Origin of the sequence: Rathayibacter sp. VKM Ac-2857, assembly GCF_013205025.1 — a bacterium.
Taxonomy (GTDB): Bacteria; Actinomycetota; Actinomycetes; order Actinomycetales; family Microbacteriaceae; genus Rathayibacter.
The window spans coordinates 1-17,113 of the sequence record NZ_JABMLE010000002.1; the positions used below are offsets into that span (position 1 = coordinate 1).

Consider the following 17,113-nt stretch of genomic DNA (forward strand, 5'->3'; position numbering starts at 1 on the left):
TAGTGCACGCTGTTGAGTTCTCAAGAATCGGACACATCCCGCCTCCACACCACAAAAGGTGCTTCACAACGGAAGTGATCGAAGAAGTTATACCGAGAGCCGGCCTGAATCAGGCGGACCGTTCGATTTGTTCGTGTCGCCGAGACCGGGTAGGCTTATCAGAACCGAAGTCCCGATCGCCTCCGTGGCAACTCGACTAACTTAGCACATCCGCGGGCCGTGTCAAGTCGGCGTCTTCGTGGTGCTCGGCGTCGGATCCGGAGATCGTCTCGCCGTCATCGTGCGCAGCCGAGGCCGTGCACCGAAGCCGAGGACCTGGGTCCCTCGGAGGCTTTGCATCTTACGCTCGCGATCCGCCGCCATCAAGAGACGAATCTCTAACAGGCTTGAGAGCGAGGGGATGGTCATCGCTTGAGGGGGGCCGGCGGGTCACGATGCTCTGCATCCGACTCTCGCTGTCCGCTCCTTTGGGCTGACGAGGAGTTACATTACGTCGAGGTTTCGCGGCCCTGCAAATCGCTCGTCGCCCGGGCGTGTCGCGATCCGGGCTCCTCGCGGGGCGGATCGGGCTCCCGTCAGGAGACGAAGGCGCCGGCGAAGCTCTTCTTGCCGCGGCGCAGCACGGCGATCCCGTCGATCAGCGGGAGGTCGCCGAGCACGGCGGCGTCGTCCGACACTGCGGTGTTGTTCACCGAGAGACCGCCCTGGCCGATCGCCCGGCGGGCCTCGCCGAGACTCGCGACGAGTCCGGCCTCCACGAAGGCCTGCACCACCGGAGTCGACGCGGTCGCCTCGACCGTCGTCACCGCCTGAAGCGCTCCCCGCAGGATCCCCGCGTCGATGCCCTCCAGCGAACCGCGACCGAAGAGCGCCGAGGAGGCCGCGATCACCGAGGCCGTCACCGCCTCCCCGTGCACGAGAGTGGTGACCTCGCTCGCGAGCGCGCGCTGCGCCTCCCGCTTGAACGGTGCTTCCACACTCGCCTGCTCGAGCCGCTCGATCTCGGTGCGCGACAGGTAGGTGAAGGTCTTCAGCCGGGCCGCCACGTCGCGGTCGTCCGTGTTGAGCCAGAACTGGTAGAACGCGTACGGGCTGGTGAGCGACGGGTCGAGCCAGACGGCGTTGCCCTCGCTCTTGCCGAACTTCGTCCCGTCGGAGTTCATCACCAGCGGCGTCCCGATGGCGTGCACCGAGACCCCCTCCGTCCGGTGGATCAGATCGGTCCCGCTGGTGAGGTTGCCCCACTGGTCGCTGCCACCCGTCTGCAGGACGCAGCCGTACTGGCGGTAGAGCTCCAGGTAGTCCAGCCCCTGCAGGATCTGGTAGCTGAACTCGGTGTAGCTGATCCCCGCGTCGGAGTTCAGGCGCGCGCTGACCGCGTCCTTCTTGAGCATCGTGCCCACCCGGAAGTGCTTGCCGATCTCGCGGAGGAAGTCGATCGCCGACAGCGGCGCCGTCCAGTCGAGGTTGTTCACCAGCCGCAGCGGGTTCTCCCCCTCGGTCGAGAGGAATCGCCACACCTGCGCCTGCAGGCGGGACACCCACTCGACCACCGTCTCGCGGGAGTTGAGCGTCCGCTCGGCCGTCGGCCGGGGGTCCCCGATGAGTCCGGTGGATCCGCCGACGAGACCGAGGGGCCGGTGCCCCGCGAGCTGGAGCCGACGGAGCACGATCAACTGCACCAGGTTGCCCAAGTGCAGGCTCGGCGCGGTCGGGTCGAAGCCGCAGTAGTAGGTGATCGGGTCTCCGGCGAGGAGCTCGCGCAGCGCTGCCGCGTCGGTCGACACGTGGATCGCGCCACGCCAGACGAGCTCGTCCCAGACGTTCTCGAACGAGGGATCGAGCGACGGGGTGGTCGCGGATCCGCGGGAGTCCTGATCGGTCACCCGTCCAGGGTAGCGCGAGGCCGGCGGCACGTCCGGCGCGGGATCAAGTCCGGAAGCTTGATCTGGCGGCATCAAGCTCTGATACTTGATCGAGGAGGTCATCGTGTTCGTCATCACCGCCGATCAGCGCGACAGTCGTCACGACGACGACCGGGTCGAGCAGGCGATCGCCGCTCTGCTCGAATCGGAGGCGTCTTCCTTCGTGCTCCCTCCCGAGCGCACCGCGGGCGACGAGTTCCAGTTCGTGCTCGACCGCGCCGAGGCCGTCGTGTCCGTGGTCCTCGCGCTCCACCGCTCCGGGCACTGGAGCATCGGCCTCGGCATCGGCGCGATCGAGCGGCCGCTGCCCCGGACCACCCGTGCCGCCCGCGGCGCGGCGTACTTCGCGGCGCGTCGCGCGGTCGAGGCGGCGAAGGGACGGGCGACCCGCTTCTCCCTCGACCCCGACGCCCCCGGCGCGGGCCACGCCGGCGCGGACTCCCCCGAGGACGCCTTCCCCTCGGTCGGCGACGCCCAGGCTCTGTTCGATCCGCTGCTCCACCTCCGGGACTCGCGGACCCCGGCCGGCTGGGAGATCGTCGACCTCCTGGACGCGGGGCTCTCGCAGAAGGAGGCGGCCGAGCGTCTCGCCGTCTCCCCCCAGGCGGTCAGCCTCCGGGTGCGGACCGCGAGCGCGCGCGCCGACGGACCGGCACGGGACGCCCTCGCCCGGCTGCTGACGGTGGTCGACCGTACGCTCGACCCCGACGGGGCGGCGAGTGCCGACCCGTCGGCGCAGGGCTCCACTGAGACCAGCGCCCCTTCCGCTTCCGCTTCCGAGAGGACACCCCGATGACGGCACTCCGCACCGCACTGCCCGAGACCTTCGCCGTCGCCGCCCAGTCCGCCTCCTGGACCGGCGTGCTCCTGGTGCTCCTGGCCGGAGTCGCGGGCGCCGTCCTCGCGGTGCGCCTGCGCCGCCCTTCGCTCGGCTGGATCAGCATCGGCGCCGCGGCCGCCGCCTTCCTGCTGACCGGCGTGGCCGGTGCCTCCGCTCCCCCGGCGCTCGCTCTCGCCGTCGTGGTGCTCGCCTTCGCGCTCGCGGTCCTCGGCGGCGGGCCGGTCGTGCTGCTCACCCTGGACCTCGCGACCACCGACTCCCGCAGCGGCGCGCACGGCGGCATCATGATCGCCGCCGCTCAGCGTCCCGGGACCCCTGGGGTCGCTCCGTCCGCGATCGGCCAGCCGATCGAGGTGCTGCGCGGCGGCACCACCATCGGTGTGCTCGAGCGGATCGCCACAGCGGGCGCCCTGCTCAGCGGTCTGCCGGAGGGCGTCGCCGTGATCGTCGCCGTCAAGGGCGTCGGCCGCTTCAGCGAGCTGGCGTCCCCGGAGGCACGCGAGCGCTTCATCATCGGCACGCTCGCCAGCCTCGCCTGGTCCGCAGCGCTCGGGATCCTCGCGCGGCTCTACCTGGCGGGCTGACCGCCGCCCGACTCCGGTCGACGACGGACCACTGCACGCCGGTACGGCGAGACGGTCGGGTCGCCGGAGATCGAGAACCGCCAGGGGAACGCGTCGCCCCCGCCCTCGCCGGAGACCCCGGTGCGCACGGACGACTCGATCGGCACCGGCGCCTCGCGCGGCAGCAACTCGAACGCCGCCGACATCGGATCACCCGACTCCGCGAGGGTCACCCCGAGCGCCTTGGCGAGACGCGCCGGACCGCGGGCGAGGTCGCGGGAGCGCACCGGACCTCGGCGCCGCAGGGCCAGCTCCTCCCCCACGACCACCTCGCCGGCGCGCAGCAGCACCGCGGAGGCCGTGCCCGCCGGCGAGCAGACCAGGTTGACGCAGGTGTGCATCCCGTAGCTGAAGAATGCGTAGACCGTCCCCGGCTCCCCGAACATCGGCGCGTTCCGCGGCGACCGGCGCCGGTGCGCGTGCGAACCCGGGTCCTCGCCGAGTCCGAGGTACGCCTCGACCTCGGTGAGCCGGACGCCGACGACGCCCTCCTCGGTGCGGTGCAGCAGCACGGCTCCGAGGAGATCCGGCGCGACCTCGAGAGCCGAGCGCGAGAGGTCCACCGGGCCAGGCATCCCTAGAAGAAGCTCTGCCCCGACACGATCGTCACGATGATCACCGCGACGATCACGACGCCCGCGACGACGACCAGCGTCCGCTGCTGCCACGGCGGCAGCGGCGGACGACTGTCATCGCCGGGCGGACCCTGGAGCGTCACGACGCGTCCCCTCGGAGGGCGGACCGGACGACCCGCACGCGCTCGGTCAGCTGCGCGAGCTGCTCCGCCACGCGGTCGGGTGCGGTGCCACCGACGCCGTCGCGGCTGGCGACCGAGCCCGCGATGCTGAGCACCGAGCGGACGTCGGGCGTCAGCAGCGGCGATACCGAGCGCAGCGCCTCGTCGTCGAGGTCCTCGAGGCCGAGGCCGCGCGTCTCGGCGAGCTTGACCAGCTCTCCGGTGATCTCGTGCGCGTCGCGGAACGGCACGTGCTTCTTCACCAGCCACTCGGCGACGTCCGTCGCCAGCGAGAAGCCCTGCGGGGCGAGCTCCGCCATCCGCTCGGTGTGGAAGGTCAGCGTGGCGATCATCCCGCTGAATGCGGGGAGCAGCACCTCGAGCGTGGTCACCGAGTCGAAGACCGGCTCCTTGTCCTCCTGCAGGTCGCGGTTGTACGCGAGCGGGAGCGCCTTCAGCGTCGCGAGCAGGCCCGTCAGGTTGCCGAGCAGGCGACCCGCCTTGCCGCGCGCGAGCTCGGCGATGTCGGGGTTCTTCTTCTGCGGCATGATCGACGATCCGGTCGAGTAGCCGTCGTCGAGGGTGACGAAGGCGAACTCGCGCGTGTTCCAGAGGATGATCTCCTCCGCGATGCGCGAGACGTCGATGCCGATCATCGCGCTGACGAAGGCGAACTCGGCGACGAGGTCGCGGCTGGCGGTGCCGTCGATCGAGTTGGGCACGCTCGCGGCGAAGCCGAGCTCGCGGGCGACCGCCTCGGCGTCGAGCCCGAGGGTCGAGCCGGCGAGGGCGCCCGAGCCGTACGGCGAGACGTCGGCGCGGACCGCCCAGTCGCGCAGCCGCTCGAGATCGCGCAGCAGCGCCCAGGCGTGCGCGAGCAGGTGGTGCGCGAGCAGCACCGGCTGCGCGTGCTGCAGGTGGGTGCGGCCGGGCATGATCGCCGCCGGGTGCGCCGAGGCCTGCGCCGCGATCGCGTCGATCAGCTGCACCACCAGCTCGGCGATGACGGCGGCGTGGTCGCGGAGGTACATCCGCACGAAGGTCGCGATCTGGTCGTTGCGCGAGCGCCCGGCGCGCAGCTTGCCGCCGAGCTCCGGGCCCGCCTCGAGCATCAGGCCGCGCTCGAGAGCGCCGTGCACGTCCTCGTCGGCGTCGTCCGCGGTGAAGCGGCCCTCGACCACCGCCGAGCGCAGGCGCTCGAGCGCGTCGAGCATCGCGGTCAGCTCGGCGTCGTCGAGGTAGCCCGCGGTCGCGAGGGCACGGGCATGGGCGCGCGAGCCGGCGATGTCGTACTCGGCGAGCTGCCAGTCGAAGTGCGTCGACTTCGAGAGCGCCGCCAGCTCGGGCGACGGGCCGCCGGCGAACCGGCCTCCCCAGAGCGCGCCGGCCTCGCCCGCGCGGGCGGAGGGTCGTTCCGTCATGGTTCTCCTCGGGGTCGGCTGTCGAGTCTACTGAGCGGCGTCGGCGGTGCCGGCGCGCTCGAGGAGCCAGACCAGCAGGGCCTTCTGGGCGTGCAGGCGGTTCTCCGCCTCGTCCCAAATCACGCTCTGCGGACCGTCGATCACGTCGGCGGTCACCTCGTAGCCGCGGTCGGCGGGGAGGCAGTGCAGGAAGAGCGCGTCGGAGGCGGCGGCCGCCATCGTGTCGGAGTCGACCCGGTAGTCGCGGAAGGTGGCGACCCGCGCGGCCTTCTCCTCCTCCTTGCCCATCGACACCCAGGTGTCGGTGATCACGATGTCCGAGCCGGCGGCGCCCTCGGCCGGGTCGGTCGTGGTGGTGGCCGAGCCGCCCGTGGTCGCCGCGATCCGCTGGGCGTCCGCGAGCACGGCCGGAGCGGGGGCGTAGTCCGCGGGTGAGACGATCCGGACGTGCATCCCCGCGGTCGCGCCGGCCAGCAGGTACGAGTGCGCCATGTTGCTCGCGCCGTCGCCGAAGAAGGTCAGCGTGAGGCCGGCGAGGCGACCGCGGTGCTCCCGGATCGTCAGCAGGTCGGCGAGCAGCTGGCACGGGTGGAACTCGTCCGAGAGCGCGTTGACGACAGGGACGCGGGTGCCCGCCGCCATCTGCTCGAGCCCGGACTGCGCGTAGGTGCGCCAGACGATGGCCGCGACCTGGCGCTCGAGGACGCGCGCGGTGTCGGACGCGGTCTCCTTCCCGCCGAGCTGGCTGCTCGCGGTCGAGATGATCAGGGGGCTGCCGCCGAGGTCGGCGATGCCGACGGCGAAGGACACCCGGGTGCGGGTGGAGGACTTGTCGAAGATGACCGCGACGGTCTGCGGGCCGGCGAGCGGAGTGCGCGAGAAGCGGTCGCGCTTGAGCTCGAGGGCGAGGTCGAGGATCTCGGCCTGCTCGGCGGGGGTGATGTCGTCGTCGCGGAGGAAGTGGCGGGTCACGGCTGCGGTTCGCTTTCGATCGGAGGAGGAGGTCGGGTCGTTCAGGCGTCGAGCGCCTGCACCGCGCGGCCGAACCGGGCGACGAACTCGTCGACGTCGGCGGCGGTGATGATGAGGGGCGGCGCGATCCGGATGCTGGACTCGTTCGGCGCGTTGACGATGAGTCCCTCCGCCAGCGCGGCGGCGGCCAGCTCGGCGGCGACGGGCTCGCTCAGCGCGATGCCGAGCAGGAGACCCGCCCCGCGCACGCCGGCGATCAGCGGCGAGCCGAGTCCGAGCACTCCCTCGGTGATCTGCGAGCCGCGCTCCCGGGCGTTCCGGAGCAGGTCGGCGCGCTCGATCTCGCCGATCACCGCTCCGGCGACCGCGGTCGCGAGCGGGTTGCCGCCGAAGGTGCTGCCGTGGTGGCCCTTCTGCAGCAGCTGGGAGGCGGCGCCGAAGGTGACCAGGGCGCCGACGGGGAAGCCGCCGCCGAGACCCTTGGCCAGGGTGATCGCGTCGGGCAGGATCCCGGCGCGCTGGTAGGCGAACCAGCTGCCGGTGCGGCCGATGCCGGTCTGGATCTCGTCGACGATCAGCAGGGCACCGCGCTCGCGGGTGAGCTCGCGGGCCCGCTCGAGGAAGCCGTCCGGCAGCGGGATCACCCCCGCCTCACCCTGGATCGGCTCGACGATCAGCGCGGCGACCGAGGCGTCGAGCGCGGCCTCGAGGGCCTCGATCGTCGCCTCGATGTGCTCGACACCGCCGGGCATCGGCTCGAACGGCGCGCGCATCGCGGCCTTGCCGGTCATCGCGAGGGCGCCCATCGTGCGGCCGTGGAAGGCGTTCTGCAGCGCCAGGATCCGGTGCCGGCCGCCGGCCGCGTGCAGGCGGGCGAGCTTGAAGGCCGCCTCGTTCGCCTCGGTGCCGGAGTTCGCGAAGTAGACGCGGCCCGCCTCGCCCGCGCCGGTGAGCTCGCGGAGCTTCTCGGCCAGCCGGATCTGCGGTGCGGTGGCGAAGTAGTTGGAGACGTGCGCGAGCGCGCCGGCCTGGCGGCTCACGGCCTCGACGAAGACCGGGTGCGCGTGGCCGAGCGAGTTCACCGCGATCCCGCCGAGGAAGTCGAGGTACTCGCGGCCGTCGACGTCCCAGACCCGGCAGCCCTCGCCGCGCTCGAGGACGGCGAGCGGAGCGGCGAAGGTCTGCATCATCGCGGCGGCGTAGCGGTCGCGCGCCTCGGCGGTGCGGTCGGAGGCGGGCACATCGGGCGCGGGGGCGCCGGAAACGGTGTCGGTGGACATGTCGAGCCTTTCGAGCAGAAGCGGTCCGGCCGGGAGGGCCGTCGGTGCGCGCACCCCGTCGGGGCGGCGCTCGGAGCCGGGGCCGCTGGTGGTCAGCGGCCCGACGTTCGCTCCCGGTCGCGGGGGTCGGCCGAGGCGACGACCTCGGTGCCGACGCCCTCGGAGGTGAAGACCTCGAGCAGCATCGAGTGCGGGACGCGGCCGTCGATGATCGCGGCCTTCGGCACTCCCCCGCGGACGGCGTCGAGGCAGGCCGTCATCTTGGGGATCATCCCCGACTCGAGCGAGGGCAGCAGCGCCGCGAGCTCGTCGGAGGCGATGTGCGAGACGAGGGAGTCGCGGTCCGGCCAGTCGGCGTAGAGACCGGGGACGTCGGTCAGGATGACGAGCTTCTCGGCGCCGACGGCGACCGCGAGCGCGGCCGCGGCGGCATCGGCGTTGACGTTCAGCGACCGGGTCGGGTCGTCCGAGTCGGGCGCGATCGAGGAGACCACCGGGATCCGGCCGGCGTCGAGCTGAGCGAGAACGGCCGCGGGATCGACGGAGATGACGTCGCCGACCAGGCCGAGGTCGTGCTCGACCCCGTCGAGGACGACGCCGCGCCGACGTCCGACGAACAGGCCCGCGTCCTCACCGGAGATGCCGGCGGCGAGGGGCCCGTACTCGTTGATCCGCCGGACGATGTCGCGGCTGATGCTGCCGGTGAGCACCATCCGCACGACGTCCATCGCCTCGGGACTGGTCACCCGGTAGCCGCCGCGGAACTCGCTGGCGATGCCGAGCCGGTCGAGCATCGCCGAGATCTGCGGGCCGCCGCCGTGCACGACGACCGGGCGGATGCCCGCGTAGTGGAGGTAGACGATGTCCTGCGCGAAGGCGCGCTGCAGCTCCTCCGACACCATGGCGTTGCCGCCGAACTTGATCACCATCGTCCTGCCGTGGAACCGCTGCAGCCAGGGCAGCGACTCGATCAGGGTGCCTGCCTTGACGGCCACGGCGTCGCGCAGCGCGAGGGTCTCGGCCTCGGTGGGGGTCTCGGCGTCCGCAGCGTTCTCCGCGCCCATGATGGTCTCGGCGTCCATCAGCTGGAGTACGCCGAGTTCTCGTGGACGTAGTCGTGGGTGAGGTCGTTGGTCCAGATCGTCGCGGTGGCGTCGCCGGCGTGCAGGTCGATGTCCACGGAGACCGCACGCGGCGCGAGGTCGACCAGGTCGCGGCTCTCGTCGGGCTCACCGGCCCGGCAGACCTGCACCCCGTTCATCGCCACGTCGATGCCGTAGGGGTCGAACTGCGCATCGGTGGTCCCGACCGCGGCCAGCACCCGGCCCCAGTTCGGATCGTTGCCGAAGATCGCGGCCTTGAAGAGGTTGCTGCGCGAGACCGCCCGGGCGACGACGACGGCCTCGTCCTCGGTCGCCGCGTTCAGCACGCGGATCGCCACGTCGTGCGCAGCGCCCTCGGCGTCGGCCTGGAGCTGGAGGGTGAGGTCGCGGCAGACGTCGGTGAGCGCGGCGGTGAAGTCGGCGTGCTCGGGAGTCACTCCGCTCGCACCGCTGGCGAGCAGCGCGACGGTGTCGTTCGTCGACATGCAGCCGTCGGAGTCGAGGCGGTCGAACGTGACCCTGGTCGCCGCGCGCAGTGCGCTGTCGAGCTCGGCCGAGTCGAGGACCGCGTCGGTCGTGATCACCACGAGCATCGTCGCGAGCCCGGGCGCGAGCATCCCGGCGCCCTTGGCCATGCCGCCGACGGTCCAGCCCTGCTCGGAGCGGACGCTCGCCTGCTTCGGCACGGTGTCGGTCGTCATGATCGCGCGGGCGGCTGCCTCGCCGGCCTCGGGGCCGGTCGCGCCGGGGAGCGCCGCCGACGCCTCGGTGACCCCGGCCGTCAGCTTGCCGAGGTCGAGCTGGTCGCCGATGAGGCCGGTGGAGCAGACCAGCACGTCGCCGGCCGAGACACCGAGGCTCTCGCCGACGGCCTCGGCCGTGCCGTGCGTGACCTGGAAGCCCGCGGCGCCGGTGTAGCAGTTGGCCCCGCCGGAGTTGAGCACGATGGCCGAGACGACGCCGTCGCGCATCACCTGCTCGCTCCAGAGCACGGGGTTCGCTTTGCAGCGGTTGCTGGTGAAGACCGTGGCCGCGTTCTGCAGCGGGCCGAGGTTGTGCACGAGGGCGAGGTCGCGGGCGCCGGTCGACTTGAGGCCGGCGACGACACCGGCCGCGGCGAATCCTGCGGCGGCGGTGATGCTCACGGCGCGACTCCGTTCGTGCTCAGGCCGAGGGTCTCGGGGAGGCCCAGGGCGATGTTGGTCGACTGGATCGCGGCGCCGGCGGTGCCCTTGACCAGGTTGTCGAGGGCGGTGACCACCACGACACGGCCGGCGCGCTCGTCCACGGCGAGGCCGATCAGCGCGGTGTTGGCGCCGACGGTGTCGGCGGTCCGCGGGAAGGTCCCCTCGGGCAGCAGCTGGACGAAGGGCTCGTCGGCGTAGGCCGACTCCCAGGCCTCGCGCACGTCCCGTGCGGAGACGCCCGGCGCGAGGCGCGCGGTGGACGTCGCGAGGATGCCGCGCGACATCGGCACCAGGATCGGGGTGAAGGAGATCGAGACGGGACCGGCGCCGGCAAGCGCGAGGTTCTGCCGGATCTCCGGGTTGTGCCGGTGCCCGCCGCCGATGCCGTAGGCGTGCGCCGAGCCGAGCAGCTCGCTCGCCAGAAGATCGGTGCGCAGGCTCTTGCCGGCGCCGGACGGGCCGACCGCGAGCACCGAGACCAGGTCGGCGGCCTCGATCACTCCCGCGTGCAGACCCGGCGCGAGGCCGAGCGTGATGGCGGTGACGTTGCAGCCGGGCACGGCGATGCGGCGGACTCCCGCCAGCACGTCGCGCTGCCGGCCGGACCCGGGCAGCATCAGCTCGGGCAGGCCGTAGGGCCAGGCGCCGGCGAAGTCGCCGCCGTAGTAGTCGGCCCAGTCCTGCTCGTCGGTCAGCCGGTGGTCGGCGCCGCAGTCGACGACGAGGACGTCGTCGGGGAGCGTCGCGGTGATCTCGCCGGATTTGCCGTGCGGCAGGGCGAGGAAGACGACGTCGTGGCCGGCCAGATTCTCGGTCGTCGTGTCGACGAGCTCGAGGTGGCGCAGCGAGCGCAGGTGCGGCTGCACCGCGGCGAGAGGCTGGCCGGCGTTCGAGTGCGCCGTGACCGTGCGCACCTCGAACTCGGGGTGATCGGCGAGCAGACGCAGGAGCTCGCCGCCCGCGTACCCGCTCGCTCCGGCCACCGCCACGGAAAAAGTCATGCCCGAGAGCCTAGTCGCTGGCGGGACGCGCCCTCGCCCCGCCGAGGCGCACGGCCGCCGACCGGAGCCAGCGGCCGTCCGCTCACTCGCGCGGGGACGCGCCGAAGCGCTCGGCCGCGACCGCGGTGCCGCTCTCCTTCGCCGCGCTGGCCTCGGCGGCGGTCAGGGTGCGGTCAGCGGCGCGGAAGCGCAGCGCGAACGTCAGCGACTTGGATCCCTCGGGGACGCCCGCGCCGCGGTAGTCGTCGACCAGGCGGATCGCCTCGAGCAGCTCGCCGGCGCCCTCGGCGACGGCGGCCTGCAGGACGGCCGCCGGGACGGCCACGGGGACGACCAGCGAGAGGTCCTGGGTCGCCGCGGGGAGCGCTCCGACCGGGCGTGCGACCACCAGGCGACCGGCCCGCGCGATCAGCGGATCGAGGTCGAGCTCGACCACGGCCACGCGGTGCGGCAGGTCGAGGTCGTCGGCGAGCGACGGCAGCAGCTCGCCCGCGAAGCCGACCACGGCGCCGTCGAGCAGCACCTCGGCCGTGCGTCCAGGGTGCAGGGCGGCGTGCGAGCCCTGACGGATCTGCAGCTCCACGCCCGTGGCGGCCGCGACGTCGCGCACGACGTCGAGCGCGTCGCGCCAGTCGAAGTCGCGCGCGGCCACTCCCGGCTGACGCTCGAGCGCCGAGCCCGTCAGCAGCGCGGCCACGTGCAGCGGCTGCCGCGGGATCCCCGCGTTCAGCGCCGCCTCGATCTCCGCGGACGGACGCGCGCCGGCGAGGGGCAGCCCCTCGGAGCCGAACGGAGCGCCGCTCTGCGGCAGGAAGACCGAGCCCATCTCGTAGACGGCCAGGTCGACGAGACCGCGCGAGCGGTTGCGGGCCGTGACCTGCACGAGTCCGGGGAGGAGGGAGAGCCGCAGCTGTCCCGCCGTCGCGTCCAGGGGGTTGGCCAGCGAGACCTGCTGCACCGGCTCGCCGTCGACGGAGCCGAAGCGGTCGTTGATCGAGCGGGAGAGGAACGGGTAGGACAGCACCTCGGTGAGCCCGGCGGCCGCGAGCGACTGCGCGACCGTGCGGCGCAGGCGCTGCCCGGGCGTGAGGCCGCGGCCGGGAGGCGCCACGGGGAGGATCGACGGGATGCGGTCGTAGCCGGTGATCCGGGCGACCTCCTCCGCGAGGGTGGAGCGGTCGGTCAGGTCGGGCCGCCAGCTCGGCGGAGTGACGAGCAGGCCCGCTCCCCCGACCTCGACGCTCGCGCCGATCTCGACCAGGGCGCCGCGGATCTCCTCGGGCGTGTACTCGAGCCCGATCAGGCCGGAGATGTAGCCGTCGGGCAGCTCGATCGCGGTCGCCGCGCCGGAATCGGCGAGCACCGAGCCGAGCTCGTCGGCGGTGCCGCCCGCGAGCTCGACCAGCAGCTGCACCGCGCGCGCGGCGGCGACCGGCGCGACCAGCGGGTCCACGCCGCGCTCGAAGCGGCGCGACGCCTCGCTCGGCAGCTTGTGCCGGCGCGCCGTCCGCGCGATCGAGACCGGGTCGAAGTTCGCGGCCTCGATCAGGACGTCGGCGGTCGTGTCGGTGATCTCGGTGCGGGCGCCGCCCATCACGCCGGCGAGCCCGATCGGCCCGCCGTCGTCCGTGATGAGGAGGTCCTCGTGGTGCAGGCGGCGGGTCTGTCCGTCGAGCGTCTCGAGCGTCTCGCCGGCGCGGGCGCGGCGGACGACGATGCCGCCCTCCAGGCGCTCGAGGTCGTAGCCGTGCAGCGGCTGCCCGAGCTCGAACATGACGTAGTTGGTGATGTCGACGACCAGCGAGATCGAGCGCACGCCGGCCAGTCGCAGTCGCGCGATCATCCACGGCGGAGTCGGCAGCGACGGGTCGATGCCGCGGACCACCCGGGTGACGAACACGGACGAGCCGACGCGGCCGCGGATCGGCGCCTCGTCCTCGACCGCGACGGGGAAGACGGGGGCGGAGTCGAGCCGCTCGGGCGCGCTGATCGCCAGCGCGGGGTCGCGGAACGCGGCGCCGGTCGCGTGGGCGTACTCGCGGGCGATGCCGCGGATCGAGAAGGCGTAGCCGCGATCCGGGGTCACATTGACCTCGACCGCGGCGTCGTCGAGCCCGAGGAGCGCGATCGCGTCGGTGCCGACCTCGGGATCGATGCCGAGGCTCGCCAGCCGGAGGATGCCCTCGTGGTCGTCGCCGAGGCCGAGCTCGCGGGTGGACGCGATCATCCCGTCCGAGACGTGCCCGTAGGTCTTCCTCGCCGAGATCGGGAACGGCCCGGGCAGCACCGCGCCCGGGAGCGAGACCACGACCTTGTCGCCGGCGGCGAAGTTGTGCGCGCCGCAGACGATGCCGCGGACGTCGTCGCCGCCGTCCGCCGCGCGCTCCCCCTCGGGAGCGACGCGGACGGTGCACCAGTTGATGGTCTTGCCGTTCTTCTGCGGCTCGGGGACGAGGTCGAGGACCTCGCCCACGACGACGGGGCCGGACACCTCGAAGCGGTGGACGTCCTCCTCCTCCAGGCCGACCGAGACCAGGGCCGCGTGAACGGCCTCGGTCGTGACGCCCTGCTCGAGGTCGACGTACTCGCCCAGCCAGCTCAGCGGGATGCGCATCAGATCACCATCCCGTACTGCTTGCTGAAGCGGACGTCGCCCTCGACCATGTCGCGCATGTCCTTCACGTCGTTGCGGAACATCAGGGTCCGCTCGATCCCCATCCCGAAGGCGAAGCCGGAGTACTCGTCCGGGTCGATGCCGACCGAGCGCAGGACGTTCGGGTTCACCATCCCGCAGCCGCCCCACTCGATCCAGCGGGCACCGCCGACGAAGGTGGGGTGCCAGATGTCGAGCTCGGCGCTCGGCTCGGTGAAGGGGAAGTAGTTGGGGCGCAGGCGGATCTTCGCCTCGTCGCCGAACAGGAGGCGCGCGACGTGCTCGAGCGTGCCGCGCAGGTGCGCCATCGTCAGGCCGCGGTCGACGGCGAGGCCCTCGAACTGCGTGAAGACGGGGGTGTGCGTGGCGTCGAGCTCGTCGGTCCGGTAGACGCGGCCGGGCGCGATCACGTAGATCGGCGGGGTGCGCTCGAGCATCGAGCGGATCTGCACCGGTGACGTGTGGGTGCGCAGCACGAGGTGCGACTCGACCGGGTCGACGAAGAAGGTGTCCTGCATCGCGCGGGCCGGGTGGTCCTCGTCGAAGTTGAGGGCGTCGAAGTTGAACCACTCGTTCTCGAGCTCCGGCCCCTCCGCGATCTCCCAGCCCATGCCGACGAAGACGTCGGCGATCGACTCCTGCAGGAGCGAGAGGGGGTGGCGGGCGCCCTGGCGCACGAAGCTGGCGCCGGCGGTGACGTCGACGCGCTCGGCGTCGAGCGCCGCGGCCTGCTCGGCCTCGACCAGCTCCGCCTCCCGCTCGGCGTACGCGTCGCCGACCTGCTTGCGGGCGCCGCCCACGAGCTTGCCGGACGCCGCCTTGAACTCCGGGGGCACGGAGCGCATCAGCGCGTTCAGTCGGGCGAGGGCCGAGCCCTCGCCGAGGTGGGCGGTGCGAGCCGCCTTCAGAGCGGCGGAATCGGCGGCCGCGCGGATCGCGGTGAGCGCCTCCGCGGTCGCCGCCGAGACGGCCTCGTCGGTGATCGGGTTGCTGTCAGACACGATCCCCCAGTGTAGGGATGCCTCGCGCGGCCCGCTCGCCCGCGCGGTCGGAGGCGCTCGCCCGCCGGCGCGGCCGATCGCAGATCCGGCCGGCCCCATGCTGATCGAGTAGCCCGCGCAGCGGGCGTATCGAGATCCACCACCGTCGAAACGCGAGTCTGGAGACCCAGCCTGCTGAGGACGGTGGGTCTCTTAGGAGAGATCACCAAATGCGTATGGGTAAAGTCATGCTGATCGAGTAGCCCGTGCAGCGGGCGTATCGAGATCCACCAGCGTCAGAACAGAAGTCTGCAGAACCGCCCTGCTGATGACGGCGGGTCTCGATACGCCCCTGCGGGGCTACTCGACCAGCATGACGCGGCGCAGCCGCGTCCTTTCCCTGACCACCGAGACGCGAAGCGGCTTCGCCGCTCGATACGCCGCTGCGCGGCTACTCGACCAGCAAGGGTCGATGCCCACCGAATCGGACGACCGGCTTATGCATGCTGATCGAGTAGTCCGCGGAGCGGGCGTATCGAGATCCACCAGCGCCAGAATCGACGCCCGCCAGTCCGCCTGCGGAGCGGTGGGTCTCGATACGCCCCTCCGGGGCTACTCGACCAGCATGGAGAGGGACCGCGGAGTCCGGACAGGAAGCCTGCAGATCGACGCCCGCCCGCAAGGCGAACGTGTGAATCGCGTGCCAGCGATTCGCGCTAGCCGCTCGCGGGGCGCTCTGCGGAACGCGACCCGTTCGGAAGCCGACCGCGGTCGGGATCGCCGAAGGCGATCCCGACCAAACGGTTCAGTCCTGGGCGGCGATCAGTGCGGTGTCGGTGGTCGCGCGAGCCGCGGGGTGGCCGGTGCCCTTGCGGCCGCCGGTCTTGGTGCGGATCTCGACCCACTTGGCGATGCCGGAGAGGATCAGGCAGATGCCGATGTAGATGGCGCCGACCACGATGGCGGCGGGGATGATCGGGCTGTCCAGGCTCGGCTGGTTGCCGAGGTAGCGGGCGTAGTAGAGCAGCTCGTTGTAGGTGATGATCGAGCCGAGCGCCGTGTCCTTGAGGGCGACGACGAGCTGGGCGATGATCACGGGCAGCATCGAGCGGATCGCCTGCGGGAAGAGGATCAGGCGCATGACGCCCGCCTTGCGCAGGCCGATCGCGTAGCCCGCCTCCTTCTGGCCGCGCGGCAGCGACTCGATGCCGGCGCGGAAGATCTCCGAGAAGACGGAGCCGTTGTAGAGCGTCAGCGCGATGACCACGGCGAGGTACGGCGTGAGCTTGAGCCCGACGAACGGGAGCCCGTAGTACATCAGCATCATCAGGATGAGGACCGGGATCGCGCGGAACAGCTCGATGAAGAGCGTGACCGGGATGTTGATCCAGCGGCGGTCCGAGAGTCGGCCGATCGCCAGCAGCAGGCCGAGCACGATGCTCGCGACGCCGGCGGTGGCGAAGGCGGCGAGCGTCTGCCCGAGCGCGGCGCCGATGCTCTGCCAGACCAGCGGGTAGCCGAACGCCCGCCACTTGGCCGCGGAGAACTGCCCGGACTCGGCGAAGCGCCAGAGCACGAAAGCCAGCAGCGCCACGAGGACGAGGACGACGACGGCGCCGATGACGCGGTTGCGAGCGACAGCGCGGGGTCCGGGGTTGTCGAAGAGGACGGAGCTCATCGGGCGACCCTCCACTTCTTCTCGAGCTGACGTTGGAGGAGGGAGAGCGCCGTGACGAGGACCACGAAGACCAGGGCGACCCAGAGCACGACGATGAGGCTGTTCTCGCCGCGCTCGTTGAGCACGCGGACGATCGTGCCGGCCTCGGCGACCGAGAAGCCTGCGGCGACGGTGGTGTTCTTGAGGAGGGCGATCAGCACGCTCATCAGCGGCGGGATGACCGAGCGGAATGCCTGCGGCAGCACCACCTGGGTCATCGTGAGGCCGAAGTCGAGGCCGATCGCGCGAGCCGCCTCGGCCTGGCCGATCGGCACGGTGTTGATCCCGGAGCGGAGCACCTCGGCGACGTAGGTCGCGGTGTAGATGCTCAGGGCGGCGATCGCGAGGTTCGTGTACTCGACGTCCGGCAGGTCGAGCTTGGGGTAGCCGAAGGCGAAGAAGAACATCAGCAGCGTCAGCGGCGTGTTCCGGATGGTGTTGACGTAGACGGTGCCGACCGCTCGCGCGATCGGAACGGGCGAGACGCGCATCGCTCCGACCACGGTGCCGAGGAGGAGGGCGAAGACGAGCGACACGACGAACAGCAGCAGGGTGTTGCCGAACGCGGGGACGAACACGTCGAGGTTGTTCAAGAGAACATCCATGCTGCGTGCCCTTTCATCGGGGAGGTGGGAGCGGTCGCCGGTGCGGCGCGGGGCAGAGGAGGCCCCGGG

15 protein-coding genes are annotated in these 17,113 nt (G+C 72.1%); 2 read left to right on the forward strand and 13 right to left on the reverse strand.

Annotated elements, in window-relative coordinates:
* Nucleotides 1–575: 575 nt before the first annotated feature.
* On the reverse strand, nucleotides 576–1,886 hold the full coding sequence (gene tyrS, locus HQQ86_RS07510; protein ID WP_367948585.1) for a tyrosine--tRNA ligase: 1,311 nt from the start codon (nucleotides 1,884–1,886) through the stop codon (nucleotides 576–578).
* 103 nt (nucleotides 1,887–1,989) lie between these two features.
* Between tyrS and HQQ86_RS07515 the strand changes: the two genes are divergently transcribed.
* Entirely contained in the window at nucleotides 1,990–2,721 is a 732-nt protein-coding gene (locus tag HQQ86_RS07515; protein ID WP_216845263.1) for a DNA-binding protein, read from the forward strand.
* Entirely contained in the window at nucleotides 2,718–3,350 is a 633-nt protein-coding gene (locus tag HQQ86_RS07520) for a hypothetical protein (RefSeq protein ID WP_123444506.1), read from the forward strand. Before HQQ86_RS07515 ends, HQQ86_RS07520 begins: the two co-directional genes overlap by 4 nt.
* On the opposite strand, the gene HQQ86_RS07525 is transcribed toward HQQ86_RS07520, so the two are convergent.
* From HQQ86_RS07525 to HQQ86_RS07580, 12 genes are all read right to left on the reverse strand, one after another.
* A complete protein-coding gene (locus HQQ86_RS07525) occupies nucleotides 3,335–3,964 on the reverse strand; it encodes a DNA-3-methyladenine glycosylase (protein WP_173287565.1) in 630 nt (209 codons plus the stop codon). The two genes, HQQ86_RS07520 and HQQ86_RS07525, sit on opposite strands and share 16 nt — an antisense overlap.
* Nucleotides 3,965–3,966: 2 nt before the next feature.
* Nucleotides 3,967–4,107, reverse strand: coding sequence for a hypothetical protein (locus tag HQQ86_RS07530; RefSeq protein WP_173287566.1), 141 nt, complete (start codon nucleotides 4,105–4,107; stop codon nucleotides 3,967–3,969).
* A complete protein-coding gene (gene argH / locus HQQ86_RS07535; protein ID WP_173287567.1) occupies nucleotides 4,104–5,546 on the reverse strand; it encodes an argininosuccinate lyase in 1,443 nt (480 codons plus the stop codon). Before argH ends, HQQ86_RS07530 begins: the two co-directional genes overlap by 4 nt.
* A 27-nt stretch (nucleotides 5,547–5,573) precedes the next feature.
* Entirely contained in the window at nucleotides 5,574–6,518 is a 945-nt protein-coding gene (gene argF, locus HQQ86_RS07540) for an ornithine carbamoyltransferase (RefSeq protein ID WP_173287568.1), read from the reverse strand.
* A 41-nt stretch (nucleotides 6,519–6,559) separates the two neighbouring features.
* Nucleotides 6,560–7,798 carry an acetylornithine transaminase gene (locus tag HQQ86_RS07545; protein ID WP_173287569.1) on the reverse strand — a complete coding sequence of 413 codons (1,239 nt, stop codon included), beginning with the start codon at nucleotides 7,796–7,798 and terminating at the stop codon, nucleotides 6,560–6,562.
* Nucleotides 7,799–7,890: 92 nt separating this feature from the next.
* Nucleotides 7,891–8,862: an acetylglutamate kinase gene (gene argB / locus HQQ86_RS07550; protein WP_173288713.1), complete on the reverse strand. Its 972-nt coding sequence runs from the start codon at nucleotides 8,860–8,862 to the stop codon at nucleotides 7,891–7,893.
* A 17-nt stretch (nucleotides 8,863–8,879) separates the two neighbouring features.
* Nucleotides 8,880–10,046, reverse strand: coding sequence for a bifunctional glutamate N-acetyltransferase/amino-acid acetyltransferase ArgJ (gene argJ / locus HQQ86_RS07555; RefSeq protein WP_173287570.1), 1,167 nt, complete (start codon nucleotides 10,044–10,046; stop codon nucleotides 8,880–8,882).
* A complete protein-coding gene (gene argC, locus HQQ86_RS07560) occupies nucleotides 10,043–11,089 on the reverse strand; it encodes an N-acetyl-gamma-glutamyl-phosphate reductase (RefSeq protein WP_173287571.1) in 1,047 nt (348 codons plus the stop codon). Before argC ends, argJ begins: the two co-directional genes overlap by 4 nt.
* An 82-nt stretch (nucleotides 11,090–11,171) precedes the next feature.
* Nucleotides 11,172–13,703 (reverse strand): phenylalanine--tRNA ligase subunit beta, encoded by a 2,532-nt coding sequence (pheT, locus tag HQQ86_RS07565; protein WP_173287572.1) that lies wholly within the window; start codon nucleotides 13,701–13,703, stop codon nucleotides 11,172–11,174.
* Nucleotides 13,703–14,743 (reverse strand): phenylalanine--tRNA ligase subunit alpha, encoded by a 1,041-nt coding sequence (gene pheS, locus HQQ86_RS07570; RefSeq protein ID WP_123444514.1) that lies wholly within the window; start codon nucleotides 14,741–14,743, stop codon nucleotides 13,703–13,705. Before pheS ends, pheT begins: the two co-directional genes overlap by 1 nt.
* Before the next feature lie 784 nt (nucleotides 14,744–15,527).
* Nucleotides 15,528–16,400 (reverse strand): amino acid ABC transporter permease, encoded by an 873-nt coding sequence (locus HQQ86_RS07575; RefSeq protein WP_173287573.1) that lies wholly within the window; start codon nucleotides 16,398–16,400, stop codon nucleotides 15,528–15,530.
* The gene (locus HQQ86_RS07580) at nucleotides 16,397–17,044 is read right to left on the reverse strand and encodes an amino acid ABC transporter permease (protein ID WP_123444515.1); all 648 of its coding nucleotides are present in this window, start codon (nucleotides 17,042–17,044) and stop codon (nucleotides 16,397–16,399) included. Before HQQ86_RS07580 ends, HQQ86_RS07575 begins: the two co-directional genes overlap by 4 nt.
* Nucleotides 17,045–17,113: the final 69 nt, after the last annotated feature.